At 64.5% G+C, this 17,328-nt stretch carries 14 protein-coding genes; 6 read left to right on the forward strand and 8 right to left on the reverse strand.

Annotation, left to right across the window (positions count from 1 at the left end; translation table 11 throughout):
• Window positions 1–42 precede the first annotated feature (42 nt).
• Complete coding sequence (locus LMTR21_RS00335; protein ID WP_065754676.1) at window positions 43–789, reverse strand: sulfate transporter family protein; 747 nt, start codon at window positions 787–789, stop codon at window positions 43–45.
• Window positions 790–922: 133 nt separating this feature from the next.
• Between LMTR21_RS00335 and LMTR21_RS00340 the strand changes: the two genes are divergently transcribed.
• The gene (locus LMTR21_RS00340; RefSeq protein ID WP_065754677.1) at window positions 923–1,867 is read left to right on the forward strand and encodes a hydroxymethylglutaryl-CoA lyase; all 945 of its coding nucleotides are present in this window, start codon (window positions 923–925) and stop codon (window positions 1,865–1,867) included.
• A gap of 126 nt (window positions 1,868–1,993) precedes the next feature.
• Here LMTR21_RS00340 and LMTR21_RS00345 read toward each other — a convergent pair whose 3' ends face one another.
• Entirely contained in the window at window positions 1,994–4,378 is a 2,385-nt protein-coding gene (locus LMTR21_RS00345; RefSeq protein WP_065754678.1) for a heavy metal translocating P-type ATPase, read from the reverse strand.
• A gap of 50 nt (window positions 4,379–4,428) precedes the next feature.
• Between LMTR21_RS00345 and LMTR21_RS00350 the strand changes: the two genes are divergently transcribed.
• Complete coding sequence (locus LMTR21_RS00350; RefSeq protein WP_027540012.1) at window positions 4,429–4,704, forward strand: metal-sensitive transcriptional regulator; 276 nt, start codon at window positions 4,429–4,431, stop codon at window positions 4,702–4,704.
• A gap of 14 nt (window positions 4,705–4,718) precedes the next feature.
• Here LMTR21_RS00350 and nikR read toward each other — a convergent pair whose 3' ends face one another.
• Window positions 4,719–5,165 carry a nickel-responsive transcriptional regulator NikR gene (gene nikR, locus LMTR21_RS00355; protein ID WP_065754679.1) on the reverse strand — a complete coding sequence of 149 codons (447 nt, stop codon included), beginning with the start codon at window positions 5,163–5,165 and terminating at the stop codon, window positions 4,719–4,721.
• A gap of 192 nt (window positions 5,166–5,357) precedes the next feature.
• On the opposite strand from nikR, the gene LMTR21_RS00360 reads away from it, so the two are divergent.
• Together LMTR21_RS00360 and LMTR21_RS00365 are read left to right on the forward strand one after the other, a co-directional pair.
• Entirely contained in the window at window positions 5,358–7,505 is a 2,148-nt protein-coding gene (locus LMTR21_RS00360; protein WP_065754680.1) for a TonB-dependent receptor, read from the forward strand.
• Window positions 7,506–7,585: 80 nt separating this feature from the next.
• Window positions 7,586–8,746, forward strand: coding sequence for an IS110 family RNA-guided transposase (locus tag LMTR21_RS00365; RefSeq protein ID WP_148635923.1), 1,161 nt, complete (start codon window positions 7,586–7,588; stop codon window positions 8,744–8,746).
• 439 nt (window positions 8,747–9,185) lie between these two features.
• Here LMTR21_RS00365 and LMTR21_RS00370 read toward each other — a convergent pair whose 3' ends face one another.
• Entirely contained in the window at window positions 9,186–10,175 is a 990-nt protein-coding gene (locus tag LMTR21_RS00370) for a YiiX/YebB-like N1pC/P60 family cysteine hydrolase (RefSeq protein ID WP_065752430.1), read from the reverse strand.
• Between the two features lie 189 nt (window positions 10,176–10,364).
• On the opposite strand from LMTR21_RS00370, the gene LMTR21_RS00375 reads away from it, so the two are divergent.
• Window positions 10,365–11,765: a flavin monoamine oxidase family protein gene (locus tag LMTR21_RS00375; RefSeq protein WP_065752431.1), complete on the forward strand. Its 1,401-nt coding sequence runs from the start codon at window positions 10,365–10,367 to the stop codon at window positions 11,763–11,765.
• Window positions 11,766–11,893: 128 nt separating this feature from the next.
• Here LMTR21_RS00375 and LMTR21_RS00380 read toward each other — a convergent pair whose 3' ends face one another.
• The 4 genes from LMTR21_RS00380 to pheS are packed head-to-tail and all read right to left on the reverse strand — an operon-like array spanning window position 11,894 to window position 16,790.
• Window positions 11,894–12,664: a sulfite exporter TauE/SafE family protein gene (locus tag LMTR21_RS00380; RefSeq protein ID WP_065752432.1), complete on the reverse strand. Its 771-nt coding sequence runs from the start codon at window positions 12,662–12,664 to the stop codon at window positions 11,894–11,896.
• 6 nt (window positions 12,665–12,670) lie between these two features.
• Window positions 12,671–15,079 carry a phenylalanine--tRNA ligase subunit beta gene (gene pheT / locus LMTR21_RS00385; RefSeq protein WP_065752433.1) on the reverse strand — a complete coding sequence of 803 codons (2,409 nt, stop codon included), beginning with the start codon at window positions 15,077–15,079 and terminating at the stop codon, window positions 12,671–12,673.
• Window positions 15,076–15,711: an endonuclease domain-containing protein gene (locus LMTR21_RS00390; RefSeq protein WP_347339158.1), complete on the reverse strand. Its 636-nt coding sequence runs from the start codon at window positions 15,709–15,711 to the stop codon at window positions 15,076–15,078. Before LMTR21_RS00390 ends, pheT begins: the two co-directional genes overlap by 4 nt.
• Entirely contained in the window at window positions 15,708–16,790 is a 1,083-nt protein-coding gene (gene pheS / locus LMTR21_RS00395; RefSeq protein WP_065752435.1) for a phenylalanine--tRNA ligase subunit alpha, read from the reverse strand. Before pheS ends, LMTR21_RS00390 begins: the two co-directional genes overlap by 4 nt.
• Window positions 16,791–16,934: 144 nt before the next feature.
• Between pheS and LMTR21_RS00400 the strand changes: the two genes are divergently transcribed.
• Window positions 16,935–17,324 carry a hypothetical protein gene (locus LMTR21_RS00400; RefSeq protein WP_065752436.1) on the forward strand — a complete coding sequence of 130 codons (390 nt, stop codon included), beginning with the start codon at window positions 16,935–16,937 and terminating at the stop codon, window positions 17,322–17,324.
• Window positions 17,325–17,328 lie beyond the last annotated feature (4 nt).

Below are 17,328 nucleotides of genomic sequence, written 5' to 3' on the forward strand. Positions count from 1 at the left end.
TTCGTCGCTTCGCTCCTCGCAATGACGGGACCAGCAGCTATCTCACACCACCGGCATCTTCCTTACCGGCTCGATCAACTCCGGCCGCGGGCCTGACAGCCGCTTGTGCATGTGGACCATGAAGGCCATGCCGAACACCGGCGTCGCCAGATTGACGATCGGGATCGACACGAAGGCCGCGATGAACAGGCCCGCGGTGAACACGATCGCCGCATTGTCCTTCCGCATCGCCTTGGCTTCCGCCGGCGAGCGGAAGCGCATCGCCGCGAGTTCGAAATATTCGCGCCCCAACAGCCACGCGGTGGCGATGAAGAAAATGATAAAACCTGCGCCGGCGAACAGCACAAAGGGCAGGGCGATCAGGTAAACAAGGATCGTCAGCAGCGCGGTCTTGATGCCCTCGGGAATCGCGATGCCGAGCGGCAGCGCATCGCCGGGTCGCTCCGCCGGATAATGCTCGCGCTCGACATGCTCGGCGACATCGTCGACGAACACGCTCGCGATCAGCGAGGTGACCGCCGGCATCAGGAAGATGCCGCCGAGCACGACGCCAAGCCCGGCCGCGATCGAGATGATCCAGGACAGGATGTGGAGCGAGGTGTGGAAGCCCGGCCCGAGCATCGCCTCGGCCCAGCCTTCGCCGTAATCGGCAAACCAGCTCAACAGCCGCTGCAACCCGACGGCCAGCACCGTGATCAGCACCAGCGCCAGCCCGATCGAGCGCCACAGGATGGTGCGCATCGGCGGCGACAGGATCTGCGATAGCGCCTTGACGGCGGCGTCCAACATGGCGGTCTGGCCTCTTGTGAAAAAACCCTTGCGAGAGGTAGATAGCCGCAGGGGCTTCGGCAAGAGCCGGCGAGCCCCCGGGAGACAAGACCGCCGTCAAAAACAACGCCGCAAGAGCTGAGAAGAGGCTGCCATGACCCGTGTCCAGGAACTCTATCCCGACAACAAGATCGTGCTGCGTGAGGTGGGCCTGCGCGACGGCCTGCAGCTCGTGAAGGCGTTTCCATCTACTTCCGCCAAGCAGCGCTGGATCCGCGATGAATATGCCGCCGGCGTGCGCCATTTCGAGGTCGGCTCGTTCCTGCCGGCCAAGACCTTTCCGCAATTCGCCGATGTGCGTGACATCGTCGCGACCGTGGCGTCGCTGCCGGGGGCCTACGGCATCGCGCTGACGCTGAACGAGCGCGGCGTCAACGAGGCGCTGGCCTCTGGCGTGGCTGAAGTGGCGACGGTGGTCTCGGCGACCGAGGAGCACAGCCAGGCCAACGCCAACCGCTCGCGTGAGTCGGCAATCGCCAACGTCAGGCGGCTCTGCGAGCTGCGGGACGCCAGCGCGCACAAGCCGGTGGTGAACTCCGCGATCTCGATGGCGCTGGGCTGTTCGATCGTGGGCGCGGTGGACCCAAAGGAAGTGTTGCGGCTGACGGAAAAGCTGTTCGACGCCGGCGTTGACATGGTCGCGATCGCCGACACGGTCGGCTATGCCGGGCCAAAGCAGGTCGGTGAACTCGTCGCAGGGGCGGTGAAGATCGCAGGCGCAAAACCGATCTGTATCCACCTGCATGACACCCGCGGCATGGGCATCGCCAACGCTTCCGCCGCCCTCGATGCCGGGGCGCGCGTGCTCGATGGATCGCTCGGCGGCCTCGGCGGCTGCCCGTTCGCGCCGGGCGCGACGGGGAACGTCGTGTTCGAGGATCTTGTGTTCCTGTGCGAGAGCAAGGGTTTTGAGACCGGCATCGATATCGAGAAACTGATTGCGGTGCGCGGAATCTTGAAATCGGAAATGCCTGGCGAGGCGCTGTACGGCGGACTAGCGCGCGCCGGATTGCCGCGCGGGAGGGAGAAGGTGGCATAAACCACCGCCCGTCATGGCCGGGCTTGTCCCGGCCATCCACGTCTTTCTTGCCGCGACGCCGTTAAGGCGTGGATGCCCGGGACAAGCCCGGGCATGACGACTCACTATTGGTTCGCTTTCGATGAATTACAGCCGCGTCATCCTTAGCCGTAGCGCGTTGCCGACGACGCTCACTGACGACAGCGCCATCGCGGCGGCGGCGATGATTGGCGACAGCAGCAGGCCGAACGCGGGATAGAGAATGCCGGCCGCGATCGGGATGCCGGCGGCGTTGTAGATGAAGGCGAAGAACAGGTTTTGGCGGATGTTGCTCATGGTCGCCTGCGACAGGCGGCGGGCGCGGACGATGCCGACAAGATCGCCCTTCAGCAGCGTGATCCCTGCGCTTTCCATCGCGACATCGGTGCCGGTGCCCATGGCGATGCCGACTTCGGCGGCGGCCAGCGCCGGGGCGTCGTTGACGCCGTCGCCGGCCATCGCGACGATCTTTCCGGCCTTCTGCAGTCTTGCCACCACCGCGCTCTTCTGATCGGGCAGCACTTCCGCCTCGACATCCGATATGCCGAGGCTCTTTGCGACGGCGTTCGCCGTGGTCCGGTTATCGCCGGTCAGCATGATGACCTTGATGCCTTCGGCCGCCAGCGCCTTTAGCGCGTCCGGCGTCGATGCCTTGACCGGGTCGGCGATGGCGAACAGTCCAGCCAGCTTGCCGTCGACGGCCATGTTGATGACGGTCGCGCCCTCGCCACGCAGACGCTCGCCTCGTTCGCTCAACGACTGCGCGTCGATGCCGAGCGATTGCAGGAAATTCGAATTGCCAAGCACGATTGTCTTGCCATCGACCTTGCCGGTGGCGCCCTTGCCGGTCGGCGAGTCGAACTCATCGACTTTGCCAAGGTTGAGATTACGCTCTTTGGCTGCTCGCACGATGGCGTCGGCCAGCGGGTGTTCGCTTGCCAGCTCGACGGTTGCCGCCTGCTGCAGAATATCGGTCTCCTCGTATCCCGCGGCGGGCACGATCGCGACCACCTTCGGTTTGCCTTCGGTCAGCGTGCCGGTCTTGTCGACCACCAGCGTATCGACCTTCTCCATGCGTTCCAGCGCTTCGGCATTCTTGATCAAAACGCCGGCCTGCGCGCCATGGCCGACGCCGACCATGATCGACATCGGCGTGGCAAGGCCCAGCGCGCAGGGGCAGGCGATGATGAGGACGCTGACGGCGGCGACGAGGCCGAACGCCAGGCGCGGCTCGGGTCCGAACCAGGTCCAGGCGCCGAACGCGAGCAGCGCCACGACGATCACCATCGGCACGAACCAGCCGGCGACCTTATCGGCCAGCCGCTGGATCGGCGCACGCGAGCGCTGCGCATCCGCCACCATCTTGACGATCTGGGAGAGCAGCGTGTCGCGTCCGACTTTTTCGGCGCGCATGATGAAGCCGCCGGACTGGTTGAGCGTGCCGGCGATGACCTTGCTGCCGGGTTCCTTGGTGACCGGCATGGATTCGCCCGTCACCAGAGATTCATCGAGCGAGGAGCGGCCTTCGAGGATGATGCCGTCGACCGGCACCTTCTCGCCCGGCCGCACCCGCAATCTGTCGCCGACCGCGAGCGTGTCGATCTCGACTTCGTGGTCTGCGCCATCATCGCCAATACGTCGCGCTGTTTTCGGCGCGAGCTGCAGCAGCGCCTTGATTGCGCCCGAGGTCGCCTCGCGCGCGCGCAACTCGAGGACCTGGCCGAGCAGCACCAGCACGGTGATCACGGCTGCCGCTTCGAAGTAGACCGCGACCGCGCCGCCGTGGCCGCGGAAGGTGGCGGGGAAGATGCCGGGCGCGACCGTGCCGATGACGCTGTAGACATAGGCGACGCCGGTGCCCATTGCGATCAGCGTGAACATGTTGAGGTTGCGTGTCTGTAGCGATTGCCAGCCGCGGACGAAGAACGGCCAGCCGGCCCAGAGCACGACGGGCGTGGCGGAGGCGAGCTGGATCCAGTTCGACAGTGTCGGATCCACCCAGCCGTGACCGCCAACGAGATGGCCGCCCATTTCGAGGATGACCGCCGGCAGCGCGAGCACGAGGCCGATCCAGAAGCGGCGCGTCATGTCGGCGAGTTCAGGATTGGGCGGCGTGTCGAGGCTTGCGACCTCCGGCTCCAGCGCCATGCCGCAGATCGGGCAGCTTCCCGGACCGACCTGGCGGATCTCGGGATGCATCGGGCAGGTGTAGATCGCGCCTTCCGGCACGGCGGCCTTCGGTCGCTTGTCCTTCTCGAGATAGGCGAGCGGATCGGCGGCGAATTTGGTCCGGCAGCCGGCCGAGCAGAAATGAAAGCTCTCGCCCCTGTAATCGAAGCGGTGCTTGCTGGTCGCGGGATTCACCGTCATGCCGCAGACGGGATCGCGTACGGTCGCCTGGGCGTCGCTGTGATGATGGTGAGCGTGGCCATGGCCGCCGCAGCAGGCGCTCTTCGGGGCGCCGTTTCGATCGGCGCTTTCATTCTTGTTCATCGTCCGCTCCGGCGCTTGAAACCGATACCCTGTAGGGGTATATAGGCCGCATGCGAAAAGACATCAAGGCATCCTGTCAAAAGCGCCTCAGCCGGATCGAGGGCCAGGTCCGCGGCCTCTCAAAAATGGTCGACGAGGACCGCTACTGCATCGACATCGTCACGCAGATTTCCGCCGTGCGCGCCGCCCTGCGCCGCGTCGAGGAGGAAGTGTTGCGGGATCACGTCTCGCATTGCGTCGAGCATGCCATCACCAGCGGCAACAAGGCCGACCAGCGCGAGAAGATCGCGGAACTGATGGCCGTGATCGGCCGCTCCGACAGGTAAGACAGCGGCGCGCCTCAGTCGTGATGATGGCCGTGCTTGCGCGCCTTCGGCTTTTTGTCGGACGCCGTCGGGATCATCACCACGCGGCCGTAGCGCACGCCGCGCTCGGCGATGATGTGATCGGCGAGATGCCGGACCTCGCCGCTGGCGCCCTTCAGGGCGGTCACTTCCATGCAGCTATCGTCGTCGAGATGGACGTGCAGCGTCGCCAGCGACAGATCGTGGTGGCCATGGAAACTCTGCACCAGCCGTTTTGACAGGTCGCGCGCGGCGTGATCGTAGACGTAAACCAGTGCGGCCACGCATTGGCCCGAGGCGGCTGCGTCCTCGGCGCTCTGCTGCAGTCCGGCGCGCGCGAGATCGCGGATGATCTCGGAGCGGTTCTGATAGCCGCGGGCTTCCGCCGCGGCGTCGATCTCCGCGAGCAGATCGTCTTCGATCGTGATGGTGATCCGTTGCATGGAAAATTCTGTCCTGAGCTGCAGTATGATATTTCTATTGTATCGTCATACTGCGCTTGCTAGCGTGAAGCGCCGGTTTAAGTCGAACTGATGCGGTCGCGCGCCGATTGTAGCAGTTATCATGCGGGGGCATGAGCGTTGCGCAGATCTGCTTTGGGGGCATTTTCCGCCGCCGCTTCATTATTTGTCATAATGTCCCCCGCGGACGCGCAGAGCCCCGTTGCGGCTGGGTCCGGCCAGCTCCCCGCTGTGACAGTAGATCCTCCCGAATCGAGGCCGCGCAACCGGACCAAGCCGCCCCGCCGCGAGCGAAGTGCGCGAAATCCATCCGCAGTTCAACCGAGCGCGCCAGTTCCGCCGGAGGTCAGCAGCGGCGTGACGTCCGGCGCCGCAACTTCAGGGCCGGTATACATGCAGCCCACAGCGGCCAGCGCCCTGACCATCAGCGGCGCGGACGTGAATGCCCAGCCTTTCTCGCGCCCCGGCGAGGCGCTGGAGGTCGTGCCGGGGCTGATCGTCACCCAGCATTCGGGCGAGGGCAAAGCCAACCAGTATTTTCTGCGCGGTTTCAATCTCGACCATGGCACGGATCTCTCGATCAAGGTCGACGGCATGCCGGTCAACATGCCGACCCACGGCCATGGGCAGGGCTATGCCGATATCAATTTCATGATTCCCGAACTGATCCAGTCGGTGAATGTACGAAAAGGTCCGTACTTCGCTGACGTCGGCGACTTCGGGTCCGCCGGCGCCGTCGCCATCGACTACATCAACAGGCTGCCCAAGAACATTTTGGAGACGACCAATGGCAGCTTCGGCTACCACCGCGGGCTGGCAGCAGGGTCGACCGCGGTCGGTGCGGGGACGTTGCTCGCCGCTGTCGAGGGCGTCAAATACAATGGCCCGTGGGACGTTCCCGACAATGTGCGCAAGCTCAACGGCGTGCTGCGCTACAGCCAGGGCACCGCGACCGATGGCTTTACGCTCTCGGCGATGGCCTATTCCAACGGCTGGAATTCGACCGATCAGGTGGCGCAGCGCGCGATCGATCAAGGCGTGATCGGCCGGTTCGGCTCGCTCGATCCGACCGATGGCGGCGTCGCGAGCCGGTTCTCGCTGTCGAGCAACTGGGCGCAATCGAGCGAATACGGGCAGAGCAAGATCAACGCCTATGTGATCAACTCGTCGCTGCGGCTCTACAACAATTTCACTTACTTCCTCGATGATCCCGTCAATGGCGATCAGTTCAGCCAGATGGACCGGCGCACGGTCTATGGCCTCAACGCCAGCCACGCCTTCGACATGCGCGTGGGCGGTATCGAAACGCAGACGCGTGTCGGGCTGCAGACGCGCGGTGACGATATCAGGGTCGGCCTGTTCAAGACGTTGCAGCGCGAGACGCTCTCGACCGTGCGCCAGGACAGCGTTCGGGAAGGCAATGTGGGCCTGTGGGCCGACACCACGGCGCGCTGGACCGACTGGCTGCGCACCACGATCGGCATCCGCGAGGATTATTTTGCGGGGAGAGTGATCAGCGACACGCCGGAGAATTCCGGCAACGCACAGGCATCGATGACGAGCCCCAAGGCCGGCATCGTGCTGGGGCCGTGGTACAAGACCGAATTCTACGGCAATGCCGGTTACGGCCTGCACTCCAACGACATCAGGGGCGCGACCATCACCGTCGATCCGATCGACAAGGTGACGCTGCAGGATCGCGTGCCGCTCTTGGTTCGCTCGAAGGGCGCCGAACTCGGCATTCGCACCAGGGCGGTCGAAGGGCTCACGAGTTCGCTCGCGGTGTTCGTGCTGAATTTCGACTCGGAATTGTTGTTTGTCGGCGATGCCGGCACCACCGAGCCGAGCCGACCCAGCCGCCGCGTCGGCGTCGAGTGGACCAACCAGTATCAGGTGCTGCCGTGGATGCGGCTTGATCTGGATGTTGCCTATACCCGCGCCCGCTTCACCGATTTCGATCCCGCCGGCAATTTCATTCCGGGCGCGCCGGCATGGGTCGCAGCCGGCGGCGTAACGTTCGGCAGTGAGACCGGCTGGTTCGGCGTGCTGCGCGGGCGCTATTTCGGCCCGCGTCCCCTGATCGAGGACGACAGCGTTCGCTCGCAACCATCGCTGATCTTCAATGCGCGGGCGGGATACAGATTCGACAACGGGCTAAAGCTGCAGCTCGACGTGCTCAATCTCTTCAACGCGAAGACCAACCAGATTGAATATTACTATCTGTCGCGATTGCCGGGCGAACCGATCGGCGGCGTGGCGGACAGACACGTGCATCCGGTCGAGCCGTTGGCGGTGCGGTTGACGCTGGCGGGGAGGTTCTAGGTTGTAGATTCCATGAGGCGGTGAGCGTGGCCTTTCCGATAAGGTTTGGGTTTCCACACTCGAACCCCTCGGAGAGTCAGATGCAAGCATCCACCGTAGCCACGCCCACCGCCGGCCATATTGGCACAATTTTCGTTGCAATCGAACTGAGCCAGCGGAGCTGGCGGGTCGCGCTGCACAGCCCGGACAAGGACAAGATATCGCACCACAAGCTGGAGGGTGGCGATCATGCCGAGCTGTTGGCGTTGGTGGGTCGGGTTCGGGAGCGGGCGGCTCGAACGCTGGGAGGCGTTCCGGCGGTGGCGAGCTGCTACGAGGCGGGCTACGACGGGTTCTGGCTGCACCGGCTGCTGCTGGCGGCCGGCATCACGAACTACGTGTTTGATCCCGCCAGCATTGCGGTGGACCAGCGGGCGCGGCGGGTGAAGACCGACCGGATCGATGGCGAGCGGATGCTGCGCACGCTGATGGCGTATCTGCGCGGCGAGCCGCGGGTGGTGCGGATCGTCCGGGTGCCTGCCGCCGAACAGGAGGACGCCCGCCGCGGCAGCCGCGAACGCGACCGGCTGATCAAGGAGCAAACCGCTCACACCAACCGGATCAAGGCACTGCTGCGGCTGCGGGGCATGGCGGTCGGGAACCCGCGGCGGCGCGACTGGCTGAGCTGGCTGGCAACGCAGCGGGATTGGCAAGGCCAGGCGGTGCCGCCGCGGATGCTGAGCGAGATCAGGTCCGAGCACGCGCGGCTGATGCTGGTGCGCGATCGGCTCGACGCGCTCGCGCAGGAGGCGGCCGCAGCGGAGCCATCCCCTGCGGAAGCCGAGATGAGCCGGCGCAGCGAACTGCTGCGCCGGCTCAAATGCCTTGGCCCGGCGTTCGCGACGACGCTGACCAGCGAGGTGTTCTACAAGGACTTCCGCAACCGGCGCGAGGTCGGGAGCTATTTCGGGCTGACGCCCAGTCCGTGGCGGAGCGGCGGCATCGACCGCGACCAGGGCATCAGCAAGGCGGGCAACCCGCGCGCCCGCTGTGCCGCGATCGAACTGGCCTGGCTGTGGCTGCGGCATCAGCCGGACAGCAAGCTGACCTTGGAGTACCGCAAACGCACGCTCGATGCCGGCAAGCGCATCAAGCGCGTCGCCATCGTCGCCCTGGCGCGCAAGCTGATGGTGGCGCTCTGGCGCTATCTCACGACCGGCCTCGTGCCCGAGGGCGCGGCGCTCAAGGCTGTAAAGATCTAACCACTTCAACGAATGCGTCAGCGTCGCGGCATCTGCCGCGGTCAGCGCGGGATGGATGATGACCGTGCCACCCTTGGGCCAGCAAACAGGCTGTTTCGTAGATGGGTCTCATCCTCGTGGCTTCCTCGCCGCATGCATGCGGAATGTGGGTACGGACAACGGTCCGACCGGATATGAGGTGATGCAGTGAGCAACTGCATAAATCGCCGGAAGCCAGTCCCTGAGCGCACCGACCGCGGCGGCACGCTGCGCTACGCATGGCTCCGCGCGCCGCCGCTCCACCGAACGTAAAAATCACATCCAAGCCCTGTCGGGATGCTTGACTCAAAACGCCTCATATGAGGGTGGGCAAAGGCGCGACGCGCCGTGCCCACCATTGATCCGAGTCGGTAGTCTAGATGGTGGGCACGCTTCGCTTTGCCCACCCTACGATCCATTTCTACGTCACCAATTCCGTCCGCGGCTTCATGCGGCGCTCCGGCGGGCGGACGGCGACATATTCGACGGCGAGATAATGTTCCGACACGGTGACGCGCTCGATCATCGTGGCTTCGATGGTCACTTCCTCGACGATCACTTCTTCAACCGGAAGCGGCGCTTCTTGGTCAATCTCTTCAGGAACAAGCGGCGGCGACTTGACTTCTGGAAACACGGCGAACTCGCCCGCTACCTCCGCGAGCGGCTTTTGTTTGTCGGCCCAGTGGAGTGCGGTGTAGTCGAAGCCGTGCACGATGGTGGGTTTGACGATTTCGAAATAGGGCGAGATGTCGAAATCGCGCGGCATGTAGAGCGAGGAATCGCGGATATGCAGGATCTCGCGCCGGGCCTTGCGCGAGGCGGCGCGGGTGATCTTGGGCAGGATCGGATAACGGACGGCGTCGAACGCCTGCGCCATCAGCGCCGAGCAGATGATTTTTGTCGGATCGCCGGAACCGAACGCAATCATGCGCCGTCGCCAGCGCTGCGGCACTGGCAGCGGGATCAGATAGCGCATCAGGTCGACGATGTTCTTGGTATCGTAGCCGAAGCCGATCCGGTTGATGGCATAGCGGCACACCGTGGTGCGGTCCTCGTAGGACAGGCCGATCGGGCGGCAGATGCGGGTGTGATAGGGATAATATTTCGACAGCGGCGCCGAAGTCACGCCTTCGCCGATATTGGCTTCGATCAGCACATGCGGCTCGCCGTCGGGCTCAAACGCGCCATCGACCGGACCGACATAGAGCGCGCCATGCGACCAGGTGGATTGCGTAAGATATTTGATGATGCCTGAGATGCGGTTGTTGCCCTCGACGAGCAGCACGTCGCCGGGCTGGATGACCCCGCGCAGATGCTCGGGATCGCTGGGCGTGAACGGCTCATAGCCCGGGACTTCCTTCTGCAGGTAGCCCGCAATCACTTGGCCGATGGTGTCGAGCATTACGCCCATGAAACTCCCCAAGCGCGGCTTTTCTTCCGCTTTTTTTGTTTCCTTATCATGGTCGCAAGCCGTTTCAATTTAGTTCATGCCAAGGACGGATCAATCATGATTGATTTACCATGAGTGTTGCTGCGTCACGTGAGATGCGGCACAGTTCGCTAGCTGTTCTCGCTTCTTTCAGGCCGTGGAAACCATGACATGACATTGACCCGCCGCACCTTTCTGTCGGCGTCTGCAGGTCTGGCGGCGATTCCGGTTTTTTCCGGGCGAGGGGCGGCAGCGGCGCCGCTGCCGCGGGAAGCCGATATCGTCGTGATCGGGGCAGGTGCGGCCGGCATTGCTGCGGCGCGGCGGATCATGGCGGCGAACCGCAAGGTGATCGTGGTGGAGGCGGCCAACCAGATCGGTGGCCGCTGCCAGACAGACACGTCCACCTTCGACGTGCCGTTCGATCGTGGTGCGCGCTGGATGCACAATCCAGAGACCAATCCGATGATCAAGCTCGCGCGAGCAGCGGGCCTCGAGATCACGACCGCGCCTTCGGGCCAGAGGATCCGCATCGGCCGCCGCAACGCCCGCGCCGGCGAGACCGAGGAATTTCTGGCGGCGCTGGTGCGAACCAACCGCGCCATCGACGAGGCCGCGCGGCGTCTCGACGTCTCCTGCGCCTCCGTGCTGCCGAAGGATCTCGGCGTGTGGGCGGATACGGCTGAGTTCGTGTTGGGGGCCGGTTTCTCCGGCAAGGATCTGAAGGACGTCTCGGTCGGCGACAAGGCCCGTGCGCAGGATCGCAACACCGCGATCGGCTGCCGGCAGGGATTGGGTACGTTGATCGCAAAACTCGGCGAGCAGGTGCCGGTGGCGCTGTCGACGCCGGCCAACCGGATGTCCTGGAGCAACCGCGACGTCATGGTGGAGACGCCAGCCGGAAAGATCGTCGCGCGCGCCGCCGTCGTCACGGTGTCAACCAATGTGCTTGCGGCGGGCAATATCAAATTCGCGCCTGACATTCCGAAGCGCATGCTCGACGCAGCTTCGAAACTCACTCTCGGCAGCTACGACCGGATCGCGCTGCAGATGTCGGGAAATCCGCTGGGCCTCGCCCGTGACGATGTCATCATCGAACAGAGCAACTCGACGAAGACGGCGCTGATGTACGCCAATATCGGCGGATCTTCGCTCTGCACCCTCGATGTCGGCGGCTCGTTCGGTCGCGATCTTTCCGCAGAGGGCGAGAAGGCCATGGTGGCGTTTGCGGTGGAATGGCTGACAAAACTGTACGGCAGCGAAGCGGCAGCCGCGGTGAAGAAATCGAGCGCGACGCGCTGGAATGCCGCGCCGTTCGCGCTCGGTGCGATGTCGGCGGCTGGTCCCGGCGGGCAGTCCTCGCGCAAGGTTCTGACCGAACCGATCGGCTGCATGTATCTGGCCGGCGAGGCCACCCATGAAATGCTGTGGGGAACGATCGACGGCGCCTGGGAAAGCGGCGAGCGCGCCGCCGAATCCGCGTTGCGGCGGATCGGCGCGCTAAGGGATCCCGAACCGGAAGCGCGGCCGGCGAAGCAGCGGCGGCGTGGGTCGGCGTCCCCGTCCAACTGACCATAAGCACGTACGCAGCAATCGTAGGATGGGCAAAGGCGCACTTGCGCCGTGCCCACCATCACGCACCGTGCAAGAAATGGTGGGCACGCTGCGCTTTGCCCACCCTACGTTTCCTACGCAGCTCGTTAGCGCAGCACGCCATCCAGCGCCGGCAATCCAAAAATCACCGCCGCCGCGATCAGCGCGTAGCAGATCGCGCGGAATACGGCCTCGCTGGCCTTGCCGAACAGCGAGGCGCCGAACCAGACGCCGCAGGCGTAGACCGGGCCGACCACCAACGCGAACTTGATCGCATTCAATGTGATCAGTCCGGTCGCGGCGTAGCTGACGGCCGAAAAGAAATCCGAGGCGCCGAAGAACAGCACGATGTTGGCGCGCGCGATGACGGGAGGGATCGGGCGGCCGAGCCAATAGCCGACGATCGGCGGACCGCCGGTCTGCGCCAGCCCGCTGCAAAAGCCTGATAGGCCACCAATGCCGACTGAGATCGCCGCGTGGTCCTTGCCGCGGTAGCGCCAGCCGGAGAGCAGCAGCATCAGCAATGCGAACACGAAAACGGATATGATCCAGCGCGTCGTTACCGGTTCGAGGCGGCTGAGGAAATAGGTCCCGATCGGTACGCCGATCAGCGCGCCGAGCACTATGACCGCGGTCGCCTTGCGGTCGGCCTTCTGCCACGCATTCGGCAGCAGCGGCGCGGCCGCGACGAAGTCGATGATCAAAAGCAGCGCTGCGACGAGCCGCGGATCGGCGATCGAGCTCGCGAGCGGCATGAAGATCAGCGCCGAGCCGAACCCGGAAAATCCCCGCGCCGTACCCGCGACAAAGGCGACCACGCAGATCGCCATCGCCGCGTTGAGGCTGATGTCAGCCGGGATGAGCGCCGCCGGACTCATGCGGCATCATCCCCGCAACGTGCCGCCGGTCTTCTTCGTCACCTCGGCCACGATCTTCGCCGCCACCGCTTCGATCTCCTGATCGGTCAGCGTCTTCTCGCGCGGCTGGATCGTCACGGCAATCGCGACCGACTTTTTGTCGGGATCGATGCCCTTGCCCTCATAGAGGTCGAATACGGACACATCCGTGATCAGCTTCTTGTCGACGCCTTGCGCTGATCGCACGATGTCGCCGGCCTTGACGGTGCGGTCGACGATGAAGGCAAAATCGCGCGACACCGGCTGGAATGCGGAGAGTTCGAGCAGCGGCCTGGCGCGGGTCGACTTCTTCTTGGCATCGGGAATGCGGTCGAGGATCACTTCGAACGCCATCAACGGGCCGTCAGCGCCGAGCGCTTCCAGCGTGCGCGGATGCAGCTCGCCGAAATAGCCGAGCACATTCTGCGGCCCGATCTGGATGGTGCCGGAGCGCCCCGGATGCAGCCAGCTCGCGCCGCCCGGCACGATCTGCAACGCCTGCATCGGCGCGCCGGCGGCAGCCAGCACCGCGAACGCATCCGCCTTGGCGTCGAGCGCATCGGTCTGGGCAGAACCGGACCAATGCCGGCCCATGCCCTTCGCAGAGGCAAAGCCGTGGCGCACGCCGGAGGCGGCAACGAACTGGGTCTCGGGCTTGTCGCCCTTGAAGACCTGACCGACCTCGAACAGCGCGACATCCGGATAGCCGCGGTTGGCATTGGCCTGCGCCGCAGCGACGAGGCCCGGCAGCAGGCTCGGCCGCATGTCGGAGAGATCGGACGCGATCGGGTTGGCGAGCGCAAGCTCCGCCTGGCCGCCGCCGAACAATTCGGCGTGCGGCTTTGAGATGAACGACCAGGTTACGGCCTCTACCATGCCGCGCGCCGCCAGCGCACGCTTGGCGCGGCGGATGCGGTTCTGCATCGTAGTCAGCACCGGCTTGCGAGCGTCGTCGCCGCGCTCGAACGGCGTCATCGGCACCTTGTCGACGCCGACGATGCGGACAACCTCTTCGACGATATCGGCCTTGCCGTGCACGTCGGTGCGCCAGGACGGGACAGCGATCTTCACCACCGGGCCGTTGCCGGCGACCATGAAGCCGAGATGGACGAGGATGCGCCGCATCTCGATCAGCGGCACCTCGATCCCGGCGAGGCGCTTCACCTCGGCAAGCGGGAAATCGATGATGCGGTCGTCGCCGAAGGCGTTGCCGACGACAACGGTCTCCGACGGCGTGCCGCCGCACAATTCCATCACCAGCTTGGTCGCGAGTTCGAGCCCCGGCACCATGAAGGCCGGATCGACACCGCGCTCGAAACGGTAGCGCGCATCCGAATTGATGCCGAGCTTGCGCCCGGTCTGGGCGATGTTGATCTCGTTCCACAGCGCCGATTCGATCAGCACGTCCGTCGTGTTCTCGTCGCAGCCGGAAGTCTCGCCACCCATGATGCCGGCGAGCGATTCGACGCCGTGCTCATCCGCGATCACGCAGATCGAAGGGTCGAGCGTGTAGGTGCGGCCGTCGAGCGCCAGCAGGCTTTCGCCATCCTTCGCCCGGCGAACCCTGAGATTGCCTCTCACCTTCTTCGCGTCGAACACATGCAGGGGACGGGCGCGGTCGTAGGTCATGAAGTTGGTGATGTCGACCAGCGCATTGATCGGGCGCAACCCGATCGAGGTTAGGCGCTTCTGCAGCCATTCCGGCGAGGGGCCGTTCTTGACGCCGCGTACCAGCCGCAGCGCAAAGCCCGGACACAGCGTGGCATCTTCCACCGTCACCTTCACCGGGCAGGGGAATTCACCCTTCACCGGCTTGATACCGGGATCGATGAACTTGCCCATGTCGGCGGCGGAGAGATCGCGCGCGATGCCGTGCACGCCGGTGCAGTCCTGGCGGTTCGGCGTCAGGTTGATTTCGAGCACGGGATCGCCGAGGCCGGCCCATTCGGCATAGCCCTTGCCGATCGGCGCATCGGCCGGCAGCTCCATGATGCCGTCATGGTCTTCGGAAATCTCGAGCTCCGCCGCCGAGCACAGCATGCCGCGGCTTTCGACGCCTCGGATGGTGCCGACGCCGAGCGTAATGTTCTTGCCGGGGATGAATGTGCCGGGCGGCGAGAACACGCTGACCAGGCCGGCGCGCGCGTTCGGCGCCCCGCACACCACCTGCACCGGCGCAGCGCCATTGCCGGTATCGACCATGCAAACCCGCAGGCGATCCGCATTCGGATGCTGCTCGGCCGAGATCACCCGCGCAATGGAGAACGGCGCCAGCGCCTTCGCCTTGTCCTCGATGCTCTCGACCTCGAGCCCGATCATGGTGAGCTTCTCGGCGAGCTTTTCCAGGGGCTCGTCGGTGTCGAGATGTTCCTTCAGCCAGGAGAGCGTGAATTTCATGACGATGGCTTCTCTTGTCCCCTCTCCCGCTTGCGGGGGAGGGCTAGGGTGGGGGCTCTCTCCGCGACGGGAGCGGCAATTGCTTCGAGGACGCCTGCGCGGTTTTTCATCACATCGAGATTGCTGAAACGAAGGACTTTGAAGCCTTCGGCTTCGATCACGGCGGATCGGGCGGCGTCTTTCTGTTCGGCTTGATCGGAAAAATGCTGGCCGCCGTCGAGTTCAATCACGAGCTTGGCTGCGTGACAGACGAAATCGACGATGTAGTTCTGGATTGGCACCTGTCGACGAAAGCTCGCGCCGTTCAGCCGATGGCCGCGGAGCTCCGACCAAAGGATTCGTTCGACGTCGGTTGAATTCTTGCGGAGCGCCCGCGCATTCGTGCGCAGCCGGTCGGAGACCTTCCAGTTGGGATGTTCCGGATCGACCATCGACACCTCCGATGCGGAGAGACCCCCACCCCAACCCTCCCCCGCAAGCGGGAGAGGGAGTTCGAGCGATTGCTCGGATGGACGGTTCGTATCCATGTTGCGAAAACTGGTTGCGCCAAGCGAGATCTGTTCCCTCTCCCGCTTGCGGGGGAGGGTCAGGGTGGGGGCTCTCTCCGCGACGGCAGTCTCGGCGAGGTTCACGTGCTCAAGCCTCCGGCGAGCATCGGGACGTCGAGCGGCTTGAAGCCGTAGTGATTGAGCCAGCGCACGTCGTTCTCGAACAACTGCCTGAGATCGGCGATGCCGTATTTCAGCATCGCGATGCGGTCGAGGCCCATGCCCCAGGCAAAGCCCTGGTAGACGTCGGGATCGATGTCGCAGGCGCGCAGCACGTTCGGATGCACCATGCCGCAGCCGAGAATTTCGAGCCAATCCTCGCCTTCGCCGAAACGGATCTCGCCCTTGTCGCGCCGGCACTGGATGTCGACCTCGAGCGACGGCTCGGTGAACGGGAAGAACGACGGGCGGAACCGCATGTTGATGTGGTCGACCTCGAAGAACGCCTTGCAGAACTCGTGCAGGATCCATTTGAGGTGACCGAGATGCGAGCCCTTGTCGATGACGAGGCCTTCGACCTGGTGGAATTGCGGCGTATGCGTCGCGTCGGAATCGATGCGATAGGTGCGGCCCGGGCAGATCACGCGGATCGGCGGCTTTTGCGACAGCATCGTGCGCACCTGTACCGGCGACGTGTGGGTGCGCAACAGCATGCGCGAGCCGTCCTCCTTCGGGTTGAAGAAGAACGTGTCGTGCATCTCCCGCGCCGGATGCCCTTCCGGGAAATTCAGCTTGGTGAAGTTGTAATCGTCGGTCTCGATATCGGGACCTTCGGCGATCGCAAATCCCATGTCGGCGAAGATGGTGTTGACCTCCTCGAAGACCTGGCTCAGCGGATGGATGCGGCCCGCTTCCGCGGGCGGCTCGCGCAGCGGCAGCGTGACGTCGATGGTCTCGGAGGCCAGCCGGGCATCGAGCGCGGCCGATTTCAGGACATCGCGGCGCGCGGTGAGCGCCGCGGTGACCTTGTCCTTGGCGAGGTTGATCTTGGCGCCTTCCGTCTTGCGCTCGTCCGGCGACATCTTGCCCAGCGTGGCGAGCAGCGCCGAGATCGAGCCCTTCTTGCCGAGCGCTGCGACGCGGACGGCTTCAAGGGCAACTTCATCGCCGGCGGCGGCGATATCGTCGAGAACAGACTTTTCGAGTTTGGCGAGGTCGGACACGGTCAATCTCTTTCGCAAAAGGCCGCCGGGTTGTCGCCGCTCGGGGGCCAAAACGTCAAGCAAAAAGCCCGTTAGGGGTTTGGGCGCGCATGAACCAGTTCGAGCACCAGCGCACCAAGATGAGTTCGATCAAGGGAGCTCGAGATGCGTTTTGGACCCGGGATGGCCGTTCTGGCCCTCGTTCTATCGTTTGCCGCGCCGGCCGCCGCCGAAGATTGTCCGGCGAAGTCGAGGGACGAGGTCACGGCGGCGATCAAGGCGGCTCCGAGCTGCAAGCGCGCCATGCAGATAGCCTCGGCCTGCTCGGGCGGGGCCACCGGCGACGTTGGGCTTACCGACGCCGTTGAGGCGAGATGCGAGGGTGACTTCCTGGCCCGCCTCAGCGCGCGGCAGAAGCGGACCTATCAGCGCGAGAAGGATGCCTGCGACCGAAAGTTCAGCCACGAGGAAGGCACCATGTACATTTCGTTCGCGGCGTTCTGCCGGGCGAAGGTCGCCCAGCGTTATTCGGAACGTGCGATCAAGGCCAAATAGGCCG

Origin of the sequence: Bradyrhizobium paxllaeri (assembly GCF_001693515.2) — a bacterium.
Taxonomy (GTDB): domain Bacteria; phylum Pseudomonadota; class Alphaproteobacteria; order Rhizobiales; family Xanthobacteraceae; genus Bradyrhizobium; species Bradyrhizobium paxllaeri.

Coding starts and splice junctions, on each gene's coding strand:
- LMTR21_RS00335 (WP_065754676.1), bottom strand. CDS start 789: ATGTTGGACGCCGCCGTCAAGGCGCTATCGCAGATCCTGTCGCCGCCG.
- LMTR21_RS00340 (WP_065754677.1), top strand. CDS start 923: ATGACCCGTGTCCAGGAACTCTATCCCGACAACAAGATCGTGCTGCGT.
- LMTR21_RS00345 (WP_065754678.1), bottom strand. CDS start 4,378: ATGAACAAGAATGAAAGCGCCGATCGAAACGGCGCCCCGAAGAGCGCC.
- LMTR21_RS00350 (WP_027540012.1), top strand. CDS start 4,429: ATGCGAAAAGACATCAAGGCATCCTGTCAAAAGCGCCTCAGCCGGATC.
- nikR (WP_065754679.1), bottom strand. CDS start 5,165: ATGCAACGGATCACCATCACGATCGAAGACGATCTGCTCGCGGAGATC.
- LMTR21_RS00360 (WP_065754680.1), top strand. CDS start 5,358: ATGTCCCCCGCGGACGCGCAGAGCCCCGTTGCGGCTGGGTCCGGCCAG.
- LMTR21_RS00365 (WP_148635923.1), top strand. CDS start 7,586: ATGCAAGCATCCACCGTAGCCACGCCCACCGCCGGCCATATTGGCACA.
- LMTR21_RS00370 (WP_065752430.1), bottom strand. CDS start 10,175: ATGGGCGTAATGCTCGACACCATCGGCCAAGTGATTGCGGGCTACCTG.
- LMTR21_RS00375 (WP_065752431.1), top strand. CDS start 10,365: ATGACATTGACCCGCCGCACCTTTCTGTCGGCGTCTGCAGGTCTGGCG.
- LMTR21_RS00380 (WP_065752432.1), bottom strand. CDS start 12,664: ATGAGTCCGGCGGCGCTCATCCCGGCTGACATCAGCCTCAACGCGGCG.
- pheT (WP_065752433.1), bottom strand. CDS start 15,079: ATGAAATTCACGCTCTCCTGGCTGAAGGAACATCTCGACACCGACGAG.
- LMTR21_RS00400 (WP_065752436.1), top strand. CDS start 16,935: ATGCGTTTTGGACCCGGGATGGCCGTTCTGGCCCTCGTTCTATCGTTT.